This window comes from Komagataeibacter xylinus (assembly GCF_009834365.1).
GTDB classification, from domain to species: Bacteria; Pseudomonadota; Alphaproteobacteria; order Acetobacterales; family Acetobacteraceae; genus Komagataeibacter; species Komagataeibacter xylinus_D.
The window spans coordinates 2438896-2453743 of record NZ_CP041348.1 but is presented as its reverse complement, the minus strand read 5'-3'; the positions used below and the strand labels follow the sequence as shown (position 1 = coordinate 2453743).

Below are 14848 nucleotides of genomic sequence, written 5' to 3'. Positions count from 1 at the left end.
GCCCCTTGCCGCCGGAAGCCGTATATCGTGCCTGCAGACCTCAATCTTCTGCCCTCTTTCCTGACCCGCCTTTTCAGCGGAAAGCATTTCCCCACCATCCGCGCGCCAGGCTATGCGCGCATGAGCGGCCTGAAATGGCTCTACGCCCCCACGCCAGAAGCCCTTGGCTTTGCCGTGCGCACCACGGTCGCGGCCCTGATGGCGCTGACCATCGCCATGTGGATGGAACTTGACGACCCGCCATGGGCCGCCATGACCGTGTGGATCGTGGCCCAGGGCTCACGCGGGGAGAGCCTTTCCAAGGCGCGGTGGCGACTGGTGGGCACCGCCATCGGGGCGATCAGCGCGGTGATCCTGGTCTGTTCGTTTCCGCAGGCGCCATGGCTGTTCTTTCCCGCCATCAGCATGTGGATCGGGCTGTGCTGCATGTGCGCGACCCTGGTGCGCAACTTCCGCTCCTATGCGCTGGTGCTTTCGGGCTATACCTGCGCCATCATTGCGCTTGCCGCGACGCGCGACCCTGACAACATCTTCATGATCACCATGTCGCGCACATCCTATATCGTGCTGGGCATTACGTGCGAGACGCTGGTGGCGGTGCTGTTCGCGCATAACCTCGCCTCGAGCGCGCGGCGCAACATGCGCCAGAAGATCCAGATGGCGCTGGGCAGTTCCACCGAGGCGGTGGCCAACCTGCTTGCGGGCGATGACGCGGCCTTCGTGCGCTCGCGCGCCCTGTTTGGCACCATCCTGAGCATCAATGACCAGATCGAGTTCAGTGAAGTCGAGATGGGCCCGCACGGGCATGAAGGCGACCACGCGCGCGCGGCCCTTGCTGCCGTGTCAGTCCTGCTCTCACGCGGTCTGGGCATGATGGCGCGCATCAAGGCGCTGGAAACCACCAACGAGCAGTTTACCGAGACCTCGCTACTCACCCGCACCTTCCTGCTCGGCGTGCCCGCGCGGCTGGAAAATGATTCCGAAATTCCGCACATCCAGCAGGACCTGCAGGACCTGCGCGGCGTATGCCGCCAGCGCATCATTGATGCGCTGAGCCATGAAATCAGCATGGAGCCCAGCACCGAGACGGCCGAGGTGGACGACCTGCTGAACTGCCGCATCCTGCACAACGCGCTCGATGAACTGCTGGGTGAACTGGAACAGGCCATTGCCGAGTTCGACGCCAGCCAGCACGAGATCCGTGGCGATCACTTCCATTTCCGCATCGAGGCGCACCGCGACTTCAAGGAAGCCGCCTATAACGGCATCCGCGCCGCCGTGGCCATTGGCGCATCCGCACTGATATGGGAGGTCACGGCCTGGGCCAACGGCATCGGCTTCATCACCATGGTCGCGGTGACATGCGGCCTGTTCGCCACGCGCGAGAACCCGGTGGTAGGCACCATGAACTTCCTGCGCGGGGCGTGCTGGGCGGTTCTTGTATCGGGTTTTCTGGTCATGCTGGTCATGCCGCGACCGGCAGAATTCGAGATGCTGGCAGCCGTACTCGCCCTGCCCATGATTGCGGGCGGACTTGCCGCGCGCAACCCGGCCACGGCGGGGGCAGCGGCCTCGTACTGCCTGTTCCTGCCCAACCTCGTGGGGCCGGGCAACCAGACGCGCCTGAACGAGATTGCGTATTTCAACGCCTCCTTCGCGCTGCTGTGCAGTATCGGCTTTGCCGTGCTGATCTTCCGCGCGGTGCTGCCCTTCGATAATGACGAAGAGCGCTGGCGCATGCGCAACCGCACACTGCATGACCTGCGTCACCTCGCCTCCGCCGAGCCCATGCCGCGCACACAATCGTGGATCGGGCGCAATACCGACCGTTTCTCTCGCCTGATCCGCCATGCAGGCCCTACGCCGACGCCCACCATCGAGGCCTATCTGCAGGGCACGCTCTCGGCCATGACCATCGGGCTGAACATCATCCGGCTGCGCACGGTACTTGAGCGCGGGCAACTGCCGCCTGCGGCGGATCGCGCCATTGAACTGTTCCTCAATCGCATGTCGCAGTTCAGCGGGCGCTACGGGCGCTTTGGCCGCACGGCCCGGGTCGCGCGCGGGGCCACGCGCAGCCTGCGCCGGCTTGAGGCGGCGGAAGGCAACATTACGTCGCGCATCGAGATCACCCGCGCCATTGCGTATCTGCTGGTCATTTCCTATGAACTTGGCGCCAACGCCGCTTTCCTTGATGCCTCCCAGCCTTACCGCACCAGCGAGATGTCCTGACACAACGCCCGGACCGGCAGGGAAATGGAGCCAACATGACCCCTGCCCCCACGCCCCTGGCCCACGCAGCCCTTCGCGGCCATATCGTAACCTTTCGGGGCAACCCGTTTCTCATGCCGGCCACCGATGCGCTGGTGGAGGAACCTGACGGGCTGGTTGTGATCACCGACGGGCGCATCACCCATGTCGGCCCCTACGGCGAAACCGTGGCCCACCTCCCCCCCGGCACCGACGTCACCGATTACCGGGGATGCCTGATCTCGGCAGGGTTTGTGGATACGCATGTCCATTACCCGCAACTGCCCATGATCGCAGCCTATGGCGAGCAGTTGCTGGAATGGCTGGAACGCTACACCTTCCCCACCGAACGCCGTTTTGCCGATGGGGAATATGCCGCAACAATCGCGCGCACGTTCCTGCGCGAACTGCTGCGCTGCGGCACCACCACGGCGGCGGTGTACTGCACCGTGCATCCGCAATCGGTCGATGCGTTCTTTACCGAATCCTCCCGCCTCGGCACGCTGATGGTGGCGGGCAAGGTGCTGATGGACCGCAATGCGCCCGACTTCCTGCGCGATACCGCCCAGCGTGGCTATGATGAATCACGCGCGCTGATCGAGCGCTGGCATGGCAAAAACCGCCAGTTTTATGCCGTTACTCCCCGCTTCGCCCCCACCAGCACGCCCGAGCAGCTTGAACTCGCAGGTGCGCTGCTGGCGCAGGACGAAACGCTGTTCATGCAGACCCATCTGGCCGAGAACCGGGCAGAGGTGGCTTGGGTGGCCGAACTCTTTCCCAACAGCCGCTCTTACCTTGATGTATATGACCGCGCGGGCCTGGTGCGCCCGCGCAGCGTGATGGGCCACGGCATTTATGTGGACGAGCAGGACCTGTGCCGCTGCCACGAAAGCGGCTGCGCGCTGGCGCACTGCCCCACGTCGAACCTGTTCCTGGGCAGCGGGGCTTTCCGGCTGTTTGACGTGATGGACGCAAAACGCCCGGTGCGCACGGGGCTGGGCACCGATATTGGCGCGGGCACCAGCCTGTCGCATCTGCAATCCATGAACGAGGCTTACAAGATCGCGCAGATGAACGGCCACCGCCTGCACCCTGTGCAGGCCTTCTGGCTGGCAACGCAGGGCGGCGCGCACGCATTGCACCTTGATGGACGGATCGGCACGGTAGCGGCAGGCATGGACGCCGACCTGTGCATTCTCGACCCGAAGGCCACGCCCCTGCAGGCCCTGCGGACGGAAATGTGCGACAACACGGCCGACCTTCTGTTCACGCTGATGATGCTGGGCGATGACCGCAGCATACGTGCAACCTATGCAGGCGGCATAAAGGTGCATGACCGTGAACAGGGGGTCACACTTTAAGCGGTGACCTGACAACAAAAGTTCCGGAGTGCTGTCTTTTTAAAAAAGGCAGCCGTTTTCTGAAGCTTTTTTTAAAAGCTTCACCAAAAACTTTTGTTTTTCAGGGAAGAACACACGCGATGCAGTGGCGGAGAGGGTGGGATTCGAACCCACGGTACGCTTGCACGCACAACGGTTTTCGAGACCGCCCCGTTCGACCGCTCCGGCACCTCTCCAACTGCACGCGGTGATGCAGCGGCTTATAGGGTGGCACGCGCCCCCGCGCAAGGGGTCTTTTTTAGCTATTCGACGGCGCCATAAAAATATTGACCTCGCCTCCCGCAGCCAGTAAAAGCCCGCATTCACCCCGCGCGGACGGGGCGCCGCTGCAATGTGGCCAATATAAAAAAGCGACTGGGCCGTGCCGCCTGCATTCCCGCAATGCCGCGCACGCCAAGAGATCGGAAAGATAGATAGAGAATGTTTGCAGTTATCCGTACCGGCGGTAAGCAGTACCGCGTTGCGAAAGATGCCGTCCTGAAGGTCGAGAAGCTGGAAGCCGAAGCCGGCGCCACCATCACCTTCGACCAGGTTCTCGCCGTTGGCGGCGAAAGCGGCACGACCATTGGTGCGCCGACCGTCAAGGGTGCGACCGTCACGGCAACCGTGATCGCGCAGGACCGTCTGGCCAAGGTCATCATCTTCAAGAAGCGCCGCCGGCAGAACAGCCGCCGCAAGAATGGCCACCGCCAGCCGGTGACCGTGGTGCGCATCTCCGCGATCAACGCCGCCTGATCCCTCTCCGGGCCTTTGGTCCGGGCAGGTCAGATCAGAGATTTCAGTTTTAAGGAGTTCAGGCAATGGCACAAAAAAAGGCAGGCGGTTCGTCCCGTAACGGGCGCGATAGCGCCGGGCGTCGTCTTGGCGTCAAGAAGTTTGGTGGCGAGAGCGTCATCGCAGGCAACATCATCGTGCGCCAGCGCGGCACGAAGATGAAGCCGGGTGTGAATGTTGGCGTTGGCCGCGACCACACCCTGTTTTCCCTGGTAGATGGCCATGTGAAGTTCGTGCGCCGCGCTGAAGGCCGCGTGCACGTTTCCGTGGAAGCCCTGCCGCTGGCAGCGGAATAAGGCATACGCCTTATCACTACGGGATTACCCGAATTGAAGGGGGCGGTCATTCTGGCCGCCCCCTTTTTCGTATGACGCCAGCACGCCATTTTCTGGTATCATGCATGCACACGGGGCACGCATTCTCGCCCCAACCGGATCGCAGGCAATGAAGTTTCTTGACCAGGCCAAAATCTATGTAAAATCCGGCGACGGGGGCGACGGTGTCGTGGCCTTCCGCCGTGAAAAGTATATCGAATTTGGCGGTCCGGACGGGGGCAATGGCGGCCGTGGCGGGGATATCATTTTCGAGGCGGTCGATAACCTCAATACCCTGATCGATTTCCGCTACACCCAGCATTTCCGCGCGCGCAAGGGCGGCAATGGCGCAGGCTCCGACCGCACGGGCGCCGCCGCCGAGACCGTGGTGATCAAGGTGCCCATCGGCACCCAGATCTTTGATGAAGACCGCGAGACCAAGCTTGGCGACCTTGATGTGGCGGGCAAGCGGCTGCTGTTGTGCCGCGGCGGCGATGGCGGGCGCGGCAACGCGCACTTCAAGACCAGCACCAACCGCGCGCCACGCCGGGCCGACAAGGGCTGGCCGGGCGAGGAACGCTGGGTGTGGCTACGGCTGAAACTGATTGCTGATGTGGGGCTGGTCGGCCTGCCCAATGCGGGCAAGTCCACCTTCCTGTCCACCGTATCGGCAGCCAGGCCCAAGATAGCGGATTATCCCTTCACTACGCTTCACCCGCAGCTTGGCGTGGTGCGGCTGTCCGTCACGGAAGAATTCGTGATTGCCGATATCCCCGGCCTGATCGAGGGCGCGCATGAAGGCAGCGGGCTCGGCGACAGGTTTTTAGGCCATGTCGAACGCTGCGCCGTGCTGCTGCACCTGATCGATGGCACGGCCGAAACGGAAGAAGTGGTGGACGCATGGCGCACCATCCGCCACGAACTGCGCGAATATGGCGGCGGCTTGGCGGACAAGTCCGAGATCATCGTGCTGAACAAGATCGACGCCCTACTACCCGAGGAAATCGAGGAACGGGTCACCGCCCTTGAGCAGGCCTGCGGGCAGAAGATCATGACCATGTCATCGGTCGCGCACATGCATGTCGATACCGTGCTGCGCCGCCTGCAGGATTACGTGACCCGCGACCGCGCCGAGAAGGCCGAACAGCACAAAGCGGAGACCCCCGAGACATGATCGAGACCGCCCTGCCCCAGCTCAGCCACGCGCGGCGCGTTGTCATCAAGATTGGCAGCGCCCTGATCGTGGACCCGCAGCAGGCGGCTCCCCGCCAGCCCTGGCTGGACAGCGTGGCGCAGGATATTGCAGCCCTGCGCGCGCAGGGCACGGAAGTTGTGGTCGTCTCATCGGGTGCGATTGCCCTGGCCCGCCACCAGCTCGGGCTGACGCGCCCCGTGCTGCGACTGGAGGAAAAGCAGGCCGCTGCCTCCGTCGGGCAGATTCGCCTCGCTCAGGCCTGGACCGATGCCCTCTCGCGCTTCGACATAACAGCGGCCCAGCTCCTTCTCACTCCTGATGATACCGAGAACCGCCACCGCTACCTCAATGCGCGGGCCTCGCTCAACACGCTGCTTGCACTTGGCTGCGTGCCAATCATCAACGAGAACGACGCCATCGCCACTACCGAGATCCGCTTTGGCGATAACGACCGCCTTGGCGCCCGCGTGGCCGAGATGATCAATGCCGACCAGCTCGTGCTGCTGTCAGATATCGACGGGCTGTACACCGCCGACCCCCGCACCAACCCCGATGCCCGCCACCTGCCCGTGATAGCGGAACTGACCGCCAGCATCGAGGCCATGGGCGGCGCGCCCCCGCCGGGCTATTCCTCGGGCGGCATGCGCACCAAGCTCATGGCAGCCCGCATCGCAACACAGGCAGGCTGCGCCATGGCCATTGCAAGAGGCGAAGGGTTGCATCCGCTGGCCCGCCTGCGTGATGGCGGACGCTGCACATGGTTCCTGCCCGCAGCCGATGCCCGCTCGGCACGCAAGAACTGGATTGCGGGCAGCCTTACGCCTGCCGGCCAGGCGGTGATTGATGATGGCGCGGTGCGGGCGCTGGCAGGCGGGTCTTCCCTGCTGCCTGCGGGTGTAACCGACGTGACCGGCGAATTTGATCGCGGCGACATGATTGCGGTGGTGGACCGGAGCGGGCAGCAAATTGCCTGCGGGCTGGCCGCCTATGCGGCAGACGAAGCCAGACGCATCGCGGGCCATCAGTCAGACGAGATCGAGACCCTGCTGGGCTGGCAGGGCGCGGATGAACTGATCCACCGCGACGATCTCGTGCTGCTGGCGAAAATGGAAAGCCTGACGGGCTGATACAAACAAAAGTTTTTGATGAAGCTTTTTTCAAAAAGCTTCAGAACCCTTCTCACCTTTAAAAAAAGGATGCCCTCGCGCCGCGCTCACTCTGGGCGCGGCGGCCAGCGCAGGGTAGGCTCGGCGCGCGTCCGGCGCTCAGGGGGCCAGACCGAAGCCCGGACCGGGCGCGCAGGTGTCACGCGCGGAGCGGCAGGCCGCACCGGTTCACGGCTCCAGTCCGCCAGGCCGGGTTCTGCCCCCGCATCATAGGACGGCTCGGGGCGGCGGGGGACATAAGGCTGGGCGGGCGATGGCTCACGCGACGGCGTGGTTGGGGGCCAGGCATCCTCTTCCATCGGCCTGTGTGGTGCGGGAGCCACGGGCGCAGGCGCAGCAGGCCACGAGGGCGATGGCGCAGGCCGGGCACGCGGCACGCGCCGTTCATAGGCGGGGATATCACGCGACGCGCTGCGCTCCTCCGGCCCCATATCCACAGGTGGCGCAGGCTCCCACACCGACGCATCCCCTGACGTGGGCGCGGGCACCCGCTCGGTCAGCGCATCCGCCACAGCGGGGGGCTGTTGTTGTGCTGACTGGCCGTTGAGGCCCAGCGCCAGCACGCGCAGCTCGGCCTGCAGGTCATCAAGCTGAATGGCCAGGTTATCAAGCCGCCCCTTTACGCCAAACACGGCAAACGGCACCAGCATCCACAATAGGGTAAACAGCATGCCGCCCACCAGCAGCACGGCCTGCGTCCACGCGGGCATCCATTGTGGAAAAAGCGACGACATCATGCAGCGTGCAACCTGAACGGACAGAGAGCCCCGGCACGGCCATGGCCAGCCACCACGCACCGGCCGGCAAGGGCGTTGGAGGGGACGATCCTACAACCTGCGCGGGTTACATGCCAAGCGCGCGACGATAGATGTCGAGCAGGGTTTCCTGTTCTTCCACTTCCGCCGGTTCCTGCTTGCGCAGGCGGATGATCTGGCGGATCACCTTGACATCAAAGCCTGCCGACTTCGCCTCGGTGAAAATATCCTTGATATCGCCCGCGAGCGCCTTGCGCTCTTCTTCCAGCCGCTCAACGCGTTCGATGATGCTGCGCAGGCGATCGGCTGCGATACCACCAACTGCGGCGGGGTTGTCGTCCGCCTCGAAATTGTCAGCATTCATGGCAGGTTTCTCCAGATATCGTGATTGCGCCGTTCCCGCCCGCGCACACATGAAGGGAATGTCACTAGGCGACGGGATGGAACGGCGGGATTATCGCGCCACCGCCCGCTGGTCAATGCCAACTTGACAGGCCAGAGAGCCGGGCCGTAATCGAAGCTGCACCCCATATGCCGCTTTCGCGTCATGTCCGCATACGTCAAGCATGCCCGCCCGGCCATGCGGGGCACCAGATACAGGCAGGAGGCCCACGTTCGATGGCACATCTTCCCCCCGTTGACACCTTTGACTACATCGTTTTCGGCGGCACGGGCGACCTGACCATGCGCAAGCTGCTGCCTGCGCTGTATCACCGCTACCGTGATGGGCAGATCCCCGATGCCTCGCGCATCATCGGCACCGCGCGCTCGCCACTGTCACGCGCGGACTACCAGCAGCGCGCGACAGCCGCCCTGCACGAGCACGTCAAGCCCGAGGCACTCGATGAGGCAACGGTGCAGCGGTTTGTGAACATGGTGCATTACGTGAGCCTGAACGGCGCGGAAGCCGAGAGCGACTGGCCCACGCTGAAGACCCTGCTCGACACGGTGCCCGCAACGCGCATCCGGGTTTACTACCTTGCCACCTCGCCCGCGCTGTATGGCCAGATCTGCGAGAACCTGAGCCGTGAGGGGCTGGTGACCGAACAGTCGCGCGTGGTGCTGGAAAAACCCATCGGCACCGACCTTGCCAGCGCCGAGGCCATCAATGACAGCGTCGGCCGTCACTTTCCCGAGAACCACATCTTCCGCATCGACCACTATCTGGGCAAGGAGACGGTGCAGAACCTGATTGCGCTCCGCTTCGCCAACCCGGTGTTCGAGCGGCTATGGACGTGCGATGCGATCGAATACGTGCAGATCACGGCCGCCGAGACCGTGGGCGTGGAAGGCCGCGGCGCGTATTACGACCGCTCGGGCGCGCTGCGCGACATGATCCAGAACCACCTGCTACAGGTACTGTGCCTCGTGGCCATGGACCCGCCGGTCTCGCTCGAGGCCGACAGCGTGCGCAACGAGAAGCTCAAGGTGCTGCACGCGCTCAAGCCCATCTCGGCCGATGACGTGGCCATCTATACCTCACGCGGGCAGTACATGCGCGGCACCATTGGCGAGCGCACGGTGGGCAGCTACCTTGAAGACCTCGGCGAAGGCGTGACCAGCGAGACGGAAACCTTCGTGGCGCTGAAAGCCGAGATCCTGACCTGGCGGTGGGGCAACGTGCCGTTCTACCTGCGCTCGGGCAAACGCATGGCGGAAAAATCGAGCGAGATCGTGATCCAGTTCAAATCGGCCCCGTGCTCGATCTTCGCCAACAAGCCCGAACCCAACCGCCTGATCATCCGCATCCAGCCTGATGAAGGGGTGATGCTGTCCGTCTCGACCAAGGACCCCACCCCCACCGACAGCCTGGCCCTGCGCCAGGCCGACATCAACATCGAGTTCGAGAAAGCCTTCAACATCCGCTACCCCGATGCCTATGAGCGCCTGCTGCTCGATGTGGTGCGTGGCGACCCGATCCTGTTCATCCGCCGCGACGAGGTGGCTGCCGCATGGCGCTGGATCGACCCCATCGAGCAGGGCTGGCGCGAGAACAAGGCCCCGCTCGAACCCTATGCCGCAGGCACGTGGGGGCCGGAAGGAGCGTGTAACCTGCTCTCGCAGTCGGGCCATCTGTGGCATGAGGACATGAAGAAATAACCGCCGCATGAGCAATGACACATCCCCCTCCCCCCCGCGCCTGAGCCGCAGGCGCGCGCCGGTTACGCTGAAGCAGCGCATCATCCGCCGCGTGCTCATGCTCATCCCCATGGCGGCCCTCGTCATCCTCGTGGGCCGCATGGGGTGGCTGGACCAGGCCGCCGACAAGCTGACCTTCTCGCGCACGAGCTGGTTCGACAACACGGCACTTGTCGAGCACTTTCGCACCATCGTCACCCATAACGGCATGACGGCGGATGCGAAGGACTGCCTGCTCTTTGTGGTCAATGGCAACGACCCGGCCGATGCCACCCGCATTCAGGTCATGGAAAAACATTCCGGCAAATGCCCCGGTGACCGCAATACGCTGCCGCTACTGTTCACGCTGCGCATCGACCGGCTGGACCAGAAGGCCCTGACCGACTGGCAGTCGCCCGGCATGTTCCACCCGCTGCCTTAAGGCGCAGGGGGTGTAGCAGCCAATCAAGCAGGGTCGGGACATGATCAATATCAGAAATGTAAAAGCTTTGCCGTCTCAAAAGGAAATATCAGAAGTTGAGGCGACTATATGGGTAATGACGCAACATCAAGGATCGCTCAAAGCTTCGATGCATTCATGAATAATATAAGAAGCGATACTGAAATTAAAATAAAAGGCACATATAAGGTAAAAAAGGTTATTACAAAGAAACCTTGATGCCTTGCCTGATACAGTCTGGATATTCTGATCTAAGCGCTCCGCCAAAGCCCCCGCAGCAGACGATATCCGCGATTTTCTGGCGCCTTTAAGGGCAGCTTTTTTAAAAAAGCTTCACCCAAAACTTTTCCTGCTTTTCAGGCGTGCCCGCGCAGCACGCGCCGCAGGGCATGGGCGCCATATTTTATGGCCGCGCGGCCCGCAGGCAGGAAGGCGTAGAAATTGAGGAACCCATGCACCGTGCCGCGCCAGGTGCGGGTCTCGGCCTGGCCTCCTGCCTGCTGCAGGGCGTGGGCATAGCCGGTGCCTTCATCATGCAGGGGGTCGCATTGCGCCAGCCCGATCACGGCAGGCGGCAGGCCAGCGAGCGAGGGCGCGAAAATGGGCGCAAGCCGTGGGTCATGCAGGTCGGCCGGCGTGCAGATATACTGCTCGGCATACCATTCCATCAGCTTGGTGGAGAGCATGTAGCCCGTGGCATAGGTCTCGCGGGAGGGTACGTCACGATCCCCATACAGGGAGGGATAATAGAGCAGTTGCATGGCAAGTGCCGGGCCGCCCCGGTCACGCGCCATCTGGGCCAGCACGGCGGCCAGCGTGCCGCCCGCGCTGTCACCCGCGACCGCAATCGGGCCGCCCCAGCGATGCGCCTCGCCCGCCAGCCACTGCAACGCCGCCCAGCAATCCTCCACCGCATGGGGAAAGCGGTTCTCGGGGGCCAGGCTGTAATCAATGGACAGCACTGCCGCCCCTGACTGCCGCGCCAGCCTGCAGCATATGCCGTGATGCGAGTTCAGCCCGCAATGCACATACCCGCCCCCATGCATGAACAGCACCACCCCATGCACCCGGCCATAGGGCACATACAGCCGGGCGGCCAGCAGGCCGTCACGCCCCGGCACGCGGCAGTTGATCACGCGCCGCACCTGCAGCGCAGACAGCCCCATGGGAAAACATGGGCGGTCGAGCTTGCGGCGCATATCCTCCAGCGTATGGGGCTCGACGTTACGCCGCCGCGCGTGCCACCAGTGCATGCCGCCCAGCAATGTGCGGGTGAGCAGGCCAGGGCGGGAGGCGGCGGTTGAATCGGGCATGGAGCGCCTTTCAGGCTGAAAAACGGATTGAAAGAACACAGGCCCCCTCATTTATCGCTTGACGCTGCGCGCATGCACCGCCAGTTTCCGCATGCCAGACGGTCGGACGGTCGCTGCCACGTGGTCATACGCGTGATGGAGGAAAGTCCGGGCTCCACGGAAAAACGGTGCCGGCTAACGGCCGGCGGGGGCGACCCCAGGGACAGTGCCACAGAAAACAGACCGCCCTCACGGCGGCGCGCGCAGCAATGCGGGCGACGTTGGGGGCAAGGGTGAAACGGTGCGGTAAGAGCGCACCGCATGCATGGTAACATGGATGGCAGGGCAAACCCCACCGGGAGCAAGACCGAATAGGAACGGCGGATGGGCCGCAAGGCGCCATCAGGGGTTTTTCCGCCCTGTCGTTCGGGTTGGTCGCGTCAGGTGCGTAGCAATGCGCATCGCAGAGGAATGATCGTCCCGCCCCGCAAGGGGCGGACAGAACCCGGCTTACAGACCGTCTGGCATTTTCCCCATTTCCAGAATTCGACCGCTTTGGGCAAGGCACTCTACCCAGAGTTGTTTACAAGTATTAACGCCGAAGAACAAATCATAAACAAGGCACATTCCTGCCATATTGGATGCGCTCGGTACGGTTTTACATGCCGCATCACTCACCTGTGCTGCAATAACTGTATTTTTTGGCCATCTTTCCTGCATCTTTAATTGACCCCCCATAAAATCCCATGTTATCCCATGCTCACACCAGATTCAGAAAGGGGCGCGGTAACAGGCGCCACGGGGGCTGAGCACTGGGTTTTCGAAATTTGCCGAGGGAGGGCATCGCGCAGCGTGAGTGTATTCCTGGGCACACACCAGAACCGGCTGGATGCAAAAGGGCGCGTTTCCATTCCCTCTGCATTCCGTGCCGCGCTGCGTGCCCGGGCCAAATCGGGCGAGCCGCTGGCCATCCTGCGTCCGTCCCATCTGCATCCCTGCCTCGAGGCATGGCCCGCTGATGCTTTTGCCGCACTGACCCGCCCGCTGGATGAAATGGACATTTTTTCTGAAGATCACGACGACCTGGCCACCGCCCTCTATGCCGATGCCTATCCGTTCGAGGCTGACCGCGAAGGTCGCATCCTGCTGCCGGAATCCCTGCGCGCCCACGCGGGCCTGACCGACCAGGTCACCTTCATGGGGCTGGGCCGCACCTTCCAGATCTGGGAGCCACAGGCAGCAGCTACCCGCCGCGCCGATGCCCGCGTGCGCGCCCGCAGCCTCACAACAGGCCGGGGCACGCTCCCCACCACGGGCACACCATCATGAACGGCCCCTTCCCCCCACACGACCCCGGCCATGTGCCCGTGATGCTGGCCGAGGTGATGGACTACCTCGCCCCGCATGATGCCGGTCGTTACGTCGATGGCACTTTTGGCGGCGGCGGCTACGCGCGCGCCATCCTGGCGAGCTGCGACTGCCAGCTGTGGGGCATCGACCGCGACCCCACCGCCATCGCGCGCGGCGAGGCCCTTGCCCCCACCTTCCCTGCCGGGCAGGACGGCACGCGGCTGCACCTGCTTCATGGTGGCTTTGCCGACATGGCGGCCCTGCTGGCCGAAAGTGGCGTGACGAAGGTGGACGGCATCGTGCTCGATCTTGGCGTCTCGTCCTACCAGATCGACGAGGCCGAGCGCGGCTTCTCCTTCCGCATGGATGGTCCGCTGGACATGCGCATGAATGACACCGGGCCGACAGCAGCCGACGTGGTCAATACCCTGCCCGAGGAGGAACTGGCCGACATCATCTACCATTATGGTGAGGAACGCCTGTCACGCCGGGTGGCGCGCGCCATCGTGACGGCCCGCGCCGAGGCTCCGCTGCTGCGCACCACCCAGCTTGCCGATGTGGTGCGCTCGGTCGTGCGCCCCGACCGTTCGGGCATCGACCCCGCCACGCGCACGTTCCAGGGGCTGCGCATTCACGTCAATGACGAGCTTGGCCAGATCCGCGCCGTGCTGGAACAGGCCCCCGGCCTGCTGGCGCCCGGCGGGCGGCTGGTTGTCGTCTCGTTCCATTCGCTGGAGGACAGGCTGGTCAAGCAGGCCATGCTGCGCGCGGCAGGCCGCGTGCCCGCCCCCTCCCGCCATGACCCACGCGCCATGACCGAGCGTGCGGGGCCCACCGGCTTCAGGCTCCTGACCGGACGCCCCATCCGGCCGGGAGCGGAAGAAACCCACCGTAATCCACGTGCACGCAGCGCAAGACTGCGCGCGATGGAATGCATTGCCCCCCCATCCATCGCAGCATCGGAACCTGCCGCATGAGTCGGTTTGTAACGCTTTTCTTTGCCATGGTAGCGGCCGTGTCCGGTCTGTTCCTTTATAACAAGAAACAGCAGACCACAGCACTCGACCACCAGATTGCCCAGATCGTGGAGCAGACCGAGCGCACCCGTGCGCAGACCGCCATGCTGCGCGCTGAATGGGCCATGCTGAACCAGCCCGACCGGCTGGGCACCCTGGCCAGCCGTTACGACAAGGCACTGCAGCCCGTCGCGCCCACGCAGTTCGTGCAGATGTCCGCACTCAGCGCCCACCTGCCGCCTGTTGGCATGCCCTCGCACCACCCCGTGCCCGCCCCCCGTGCGACGATGGTAGCCACCCTTGCCGCCGATCATGCAGCCCCTGCCCCCGTGCATGAGGCCGTGGCCGCCCTGCCCGCAATAGCCGCACCCGCAGCAACGCCTGCCCATGTCGAGCATGCCATGGCGGCTCCCTCCCCCCGCCACAGCGAACCGGCAGCCCAGCATGACGGGCTGGCCCACGCCATGGCCCAGATCGAGCCGCGCGCGCCCGTGCATGCCGCACCCGAGCATGCCCGCCAGCCCGAACGCATGGCGGCCGCCGAGCCCGTGCACCTGCCGCCCAGCCCGCGTGAGAGCATGATCACCCCCGCCCGCATGGCCGCGAGCGACCGCCCGCGCAGCCAGAACATAGCCGAGGCGGCATGGCACCCCACCGCTCCGCCCCGCATGGGGGGCAGTTCGCTGGGCACGCCGCATGTGACCAGCCTGCCGCCACCAGTGCCCGTAAACAACTGATCCCGTTCTTTTCCTACCGGC

Annotated in this window: 14 protein-coding genes, 1 tRNA gene and 1 other RNA gene; 12 read left to right on the top strand and 4 right to left on the bottom strand. The window is 64.0% G+C overall.

The features are described 5' to 3' along the window. The first annotated feature begins 27 nt into the window (after positions 1 to 27). The gene (locus FMA36_RS11715; protein WP_159262444.1) at positions 28 to 2232 is read left to right on the top strand and encodes an FUSC family protein; all 2205 of its coding nucleotides are present in this window, start codon (positions 28 to 30) and stop codon (positions 2230 to 2232) included. Positions 2233 to 2267: 35 nt separating this feature from the next. Beyond that, on the top strand, positions 2268 to 3611 hold the full coding sequence (gene guaD, locus FMA36_RS11710) for a guanine deaminase (protein ID WP_159262443.1): 1344 nt from the start codon (positions 2268 to 2270) through the stop codon (positions 3609 to 3611). 125 nt (positions 3612 to 3736) lie between these two features. On the opposite strand, the gene FMA36_RS11705 is transcribed toward guaD, so the two are convergent. Next, positions 3737 to 3826: transfer RNA gene (locus FMA36_RS11705), tRNA-Ser, on the bottom strand. A 244-nt stretch (positions 3827 to 4070) separates the two neighbouring features. Between FMA36_RS11705 and rplU the strand changes: the two genes are divergently transcribed. The 4 genes from rplU (at position 4071) to proB (ending at position 7060) form a co-directional block, all read left to right on the top strand. Next, positions 4071 to 4385: a 50S ribosomal protein L21 gene (gene rplU / locus FMA36_RS11700; protein ID WP_061275787.1), complete on the top strand. Its 315-nt coding sequence runs from the start codon at positions 4071 to 4073 to the stop codon at positions 4383 to 4385. Between the two features lie 65 nt (positions 4386 to 4450). Next, positions 4451 to 4720, top strand: a complete 270-nt coding sequence (rpmA, locus tag FMA36_RS11695) for a 50S ribosomal protein L27 (RefSeq protein WP_061275785.1) — start codon at positions 4451 to 4453, stop codon at positions 4718 to 4720. Positions 4721 to 4868: 148 nt separating this feature from the next. After that, positions 4869 to 5912 carry a GTPase ObgE gene (gene obgE / locus FMA36_RS11690; RefSeq protein WP_159262440.1) on the top strand — a complete coding sequence of 348 codons (1044 nt, stop codon included), beginning with the start codon at positions 4869 to 4871 and terminating at the stop codon, positions 5910 to 5912. Then, positions 5909 to 7060 carry a glutamate 5-kinase gene (gene proB / locus FMA36_RS11685; RefSeq protein WP_159262439.1) on the top strand — a complete coding sequence of 384 codons (1152 nt, stop codon included), beginning with the start codon at positions 5909 to 5911 and terminating at the stop codon, positions 7058 to 7060. Before obgE ends, proB begins: the two co-directional genes overlap by 4 nt. Before the next feature lie 86 nt (positions 7061 to 7146). On the opposite strand, the gene FMA36_RS11680 is transcribed toward proB, so the two are convergent. Both FMA36_RS11680 and FMA36_RS11675 read right to left on the bottom strand, forming a co-directional pair. Further along, positions 7147 to 7836, bottom strand: a complete 690-nt coding sequence (locus FMA36_RS11680) for a hypothetical protein (RefSeq protein WP_159262437.1) — start codon at positions 7834 to 7836, stop codon at positions 7147 to 7149. A 106-nt stretch (positions 7837 to 7942) separates the two neighbouring features. Continuing rightward, the gene (locus FMA36_RS11675) at positions 7943 to 8218 is read right to left on the bottom strand and encodes a DUF2312 domain-containing protein (RefSeq protein WP_061275776.1); all 276 of its coding nucleotides are present in this window, start codon (positions 8216 to 8218) and stop codon (positions 7943 to 7945) included. A 254-nt stretch (positions 8219 to 8472) separates the two neighbouring features. On the opposite strand from FMA36_RS11675, the gene zwf reads away from it, so the two are divergent. Further along, positions 8473 to 9954 (top strand): glucose-6-phosphate dehydrogenase, encoded by a 1482-nt coding sequence (zwf, locus tag FMA36_RS11670; protein WP_159262435.1) that lies wholly within the window; start codon positions 8473 to 8475, stop codon positions 9952 to 9954. Between the two features lie 7 nt (positions 9955 to 9961). Further along, positions 9962 to 10414, top strand: a complete 453-nt coding sequence (locus FMA36_RS11665; protein WP_159262433.1) for a hypothetical protein — start codon at positions 9962 to 9964, stop codon at positions 10412 to 10414. 374 nt (positions 10415 to 10788) lie between these two features. Here the strand turns inward: FMA36_RS11665 and FMA36_RS11660 are convergent, their stop codons facing one another. Further along, on the bottom strand, positions 10789 to 11745 hold the full coding sequence (locus FMA36_RS11660; RefSeq protein ID WP_159262431.1) for an alpha/beta hydrolase: 957 nt from the start codon (positions 11743 to 11745) through the stop codon (positions 10789 to 10791). 94 nt (positions 11746 to 11839) lie between these two features. Here FMA36_RS11660 and rnpB point away from each other — a divergent pair. The 4 genes from rnpB to ftsL all read left to right on the top strand — a co-directional run bounded on the left by rnpB (position 11840) and on the right by ftsL (position 14827). Continuing rightward, positions 11840 to 12253, top strand: an RNA gene (gene rnpB, locus FMA36_RS11655) — RNase P RNA component class A. Between the two features lie 323 nt (positions 12254 to 12576). Continuing rightward, on the top strand, positions 12577 to 13053 hold the full coding sequence (mraZ, locus tag FMA36_RS11650) for a division/cell wall cluster transcriptional repressor MraZ (RefSeq protein ID WP_159262429.1): 477 nt from the start codon (positions 12577 to 12579) through the stop codon (positions 13051 to 13053). Further along, positions 13050 to 14051, top strand: coding sequence for a 16S rRNA (cytosine(1402)-N(4))-methyltransferase RsmH (gene rsmH / locus FMA36_RS11645; RefSeq protein ID WP_159262427.1), 1002 nt, complete (start codon positions 13050 to 13052; stop codon positions 14049 to 14051). Before mraZ ends, rsmH begins: the two co-directional genes overlap by 4 nt. Continuing rightward, the gene (ftsL, locus tag FMA36_RS11640; protein WP_159262426.1) at positions 14048 to 14827 is read left to right on the top strand and encodes a cell division protein FtsL; all 780 of its coding nucleotides are present in this window, start codon (positions 14048 to 14050) and stop codon (positions 14825 to 14827) included. The genes rsmH and ftsL overlap by 4 nt, the downstream gene beginning before the upstream one ends. Positions 14828 to 14848 lie beyond the last annotated feature (21 nt).

What these genes read in the sequence shown, in the direction of transcription:
- guaD (WP_159262443.1), top strand. Translation starts at nt 2,268, where the DNA reads ATGACCCCTGCCCCCACGCCCCTGGCCCACGCAGCCCTTCGCGGCCAT.
- FMA36_RS11660 (WP_159262431.1), bottom strand. Translation starts at nt 11,745, where the DNA reads ATGCCCGATTCAACCGCCGCCTCCCGCCCTGGCCTGCTCACCCGCACA.
- rplU (WP_061275787.1), top strand. Translation starts at nt 4,071, where the DNA reads ATGTTTGCAGTTATCCGTACCGGCGGTAAGCAGTACCGCGTTGCGAAA.
- zwf (WP_159262435.1), top strand. Translation starts at nt 8,473, where the DNA reads ATGGCACATCTTCCCCCCGTTGACACCTTTGACTACATCGTTTTCGGC.
- ftsL (WP_159262426.1), top strand. Translation starts at nt 14,048, where the DNA reads ATGAGTCGGTTTGTAACGCTTTTCTTTGCCATGGTAGCGGCCGTGTCC.
- proB (WP_159262439.1), top strand. Translation starts at nt 5,909, where the DNA reads ATGATCGAGACCGCCCTGCCCCAGCTCAGCCACGCGCGGCGCGTTGTC.
- FMA36_RS11675 (WP_061275776.1), bottom strand. Translation starts at nt 8,218, where the DNA reads ATGAATGCTGACAATTTCGAGGCGGACGACAACCCCGCCGCAGTTGGT.
- FMA36_RS11665 (WP_159262433.1), top strand. Translation starts at nt 9,962, where the DNA reads ATGAGCAATGACACATCCCCCTCCCCCCCGCGCCTGAGCCGCAGGCGC.
- rpmA (WP_061275785.1), top strand. Translation starts at nt 4,451, where the DNA reads ATGGCACAAAAAAAGGCAGGCGGTTCGTCCCGTAACGGGCGCGATAGC.
- obgE (WP_159262440.1), top strand. Translation starts at nt 4,869, where the DNA reads ATGAAGTTTCTTGACCAGGCCAAAATCTATGTAAAATCCGGCGACGGG.
- rsmH (WP_159262427.1), top strand. Translation starts at nt 13,050, where the DNA reads ATGAACGGCCCCTTCCCCCCACACGACCCCGGCCATGTGCCCGTGATG.
- FMA36_RS11680 (WP_159262437.1), bottom strand. Translation starts at nt 7,836, where the DNA reads ATGATGTCGTCGCTTTTTCCACAATGGATGCCCGCGTGGACGCAGGCC.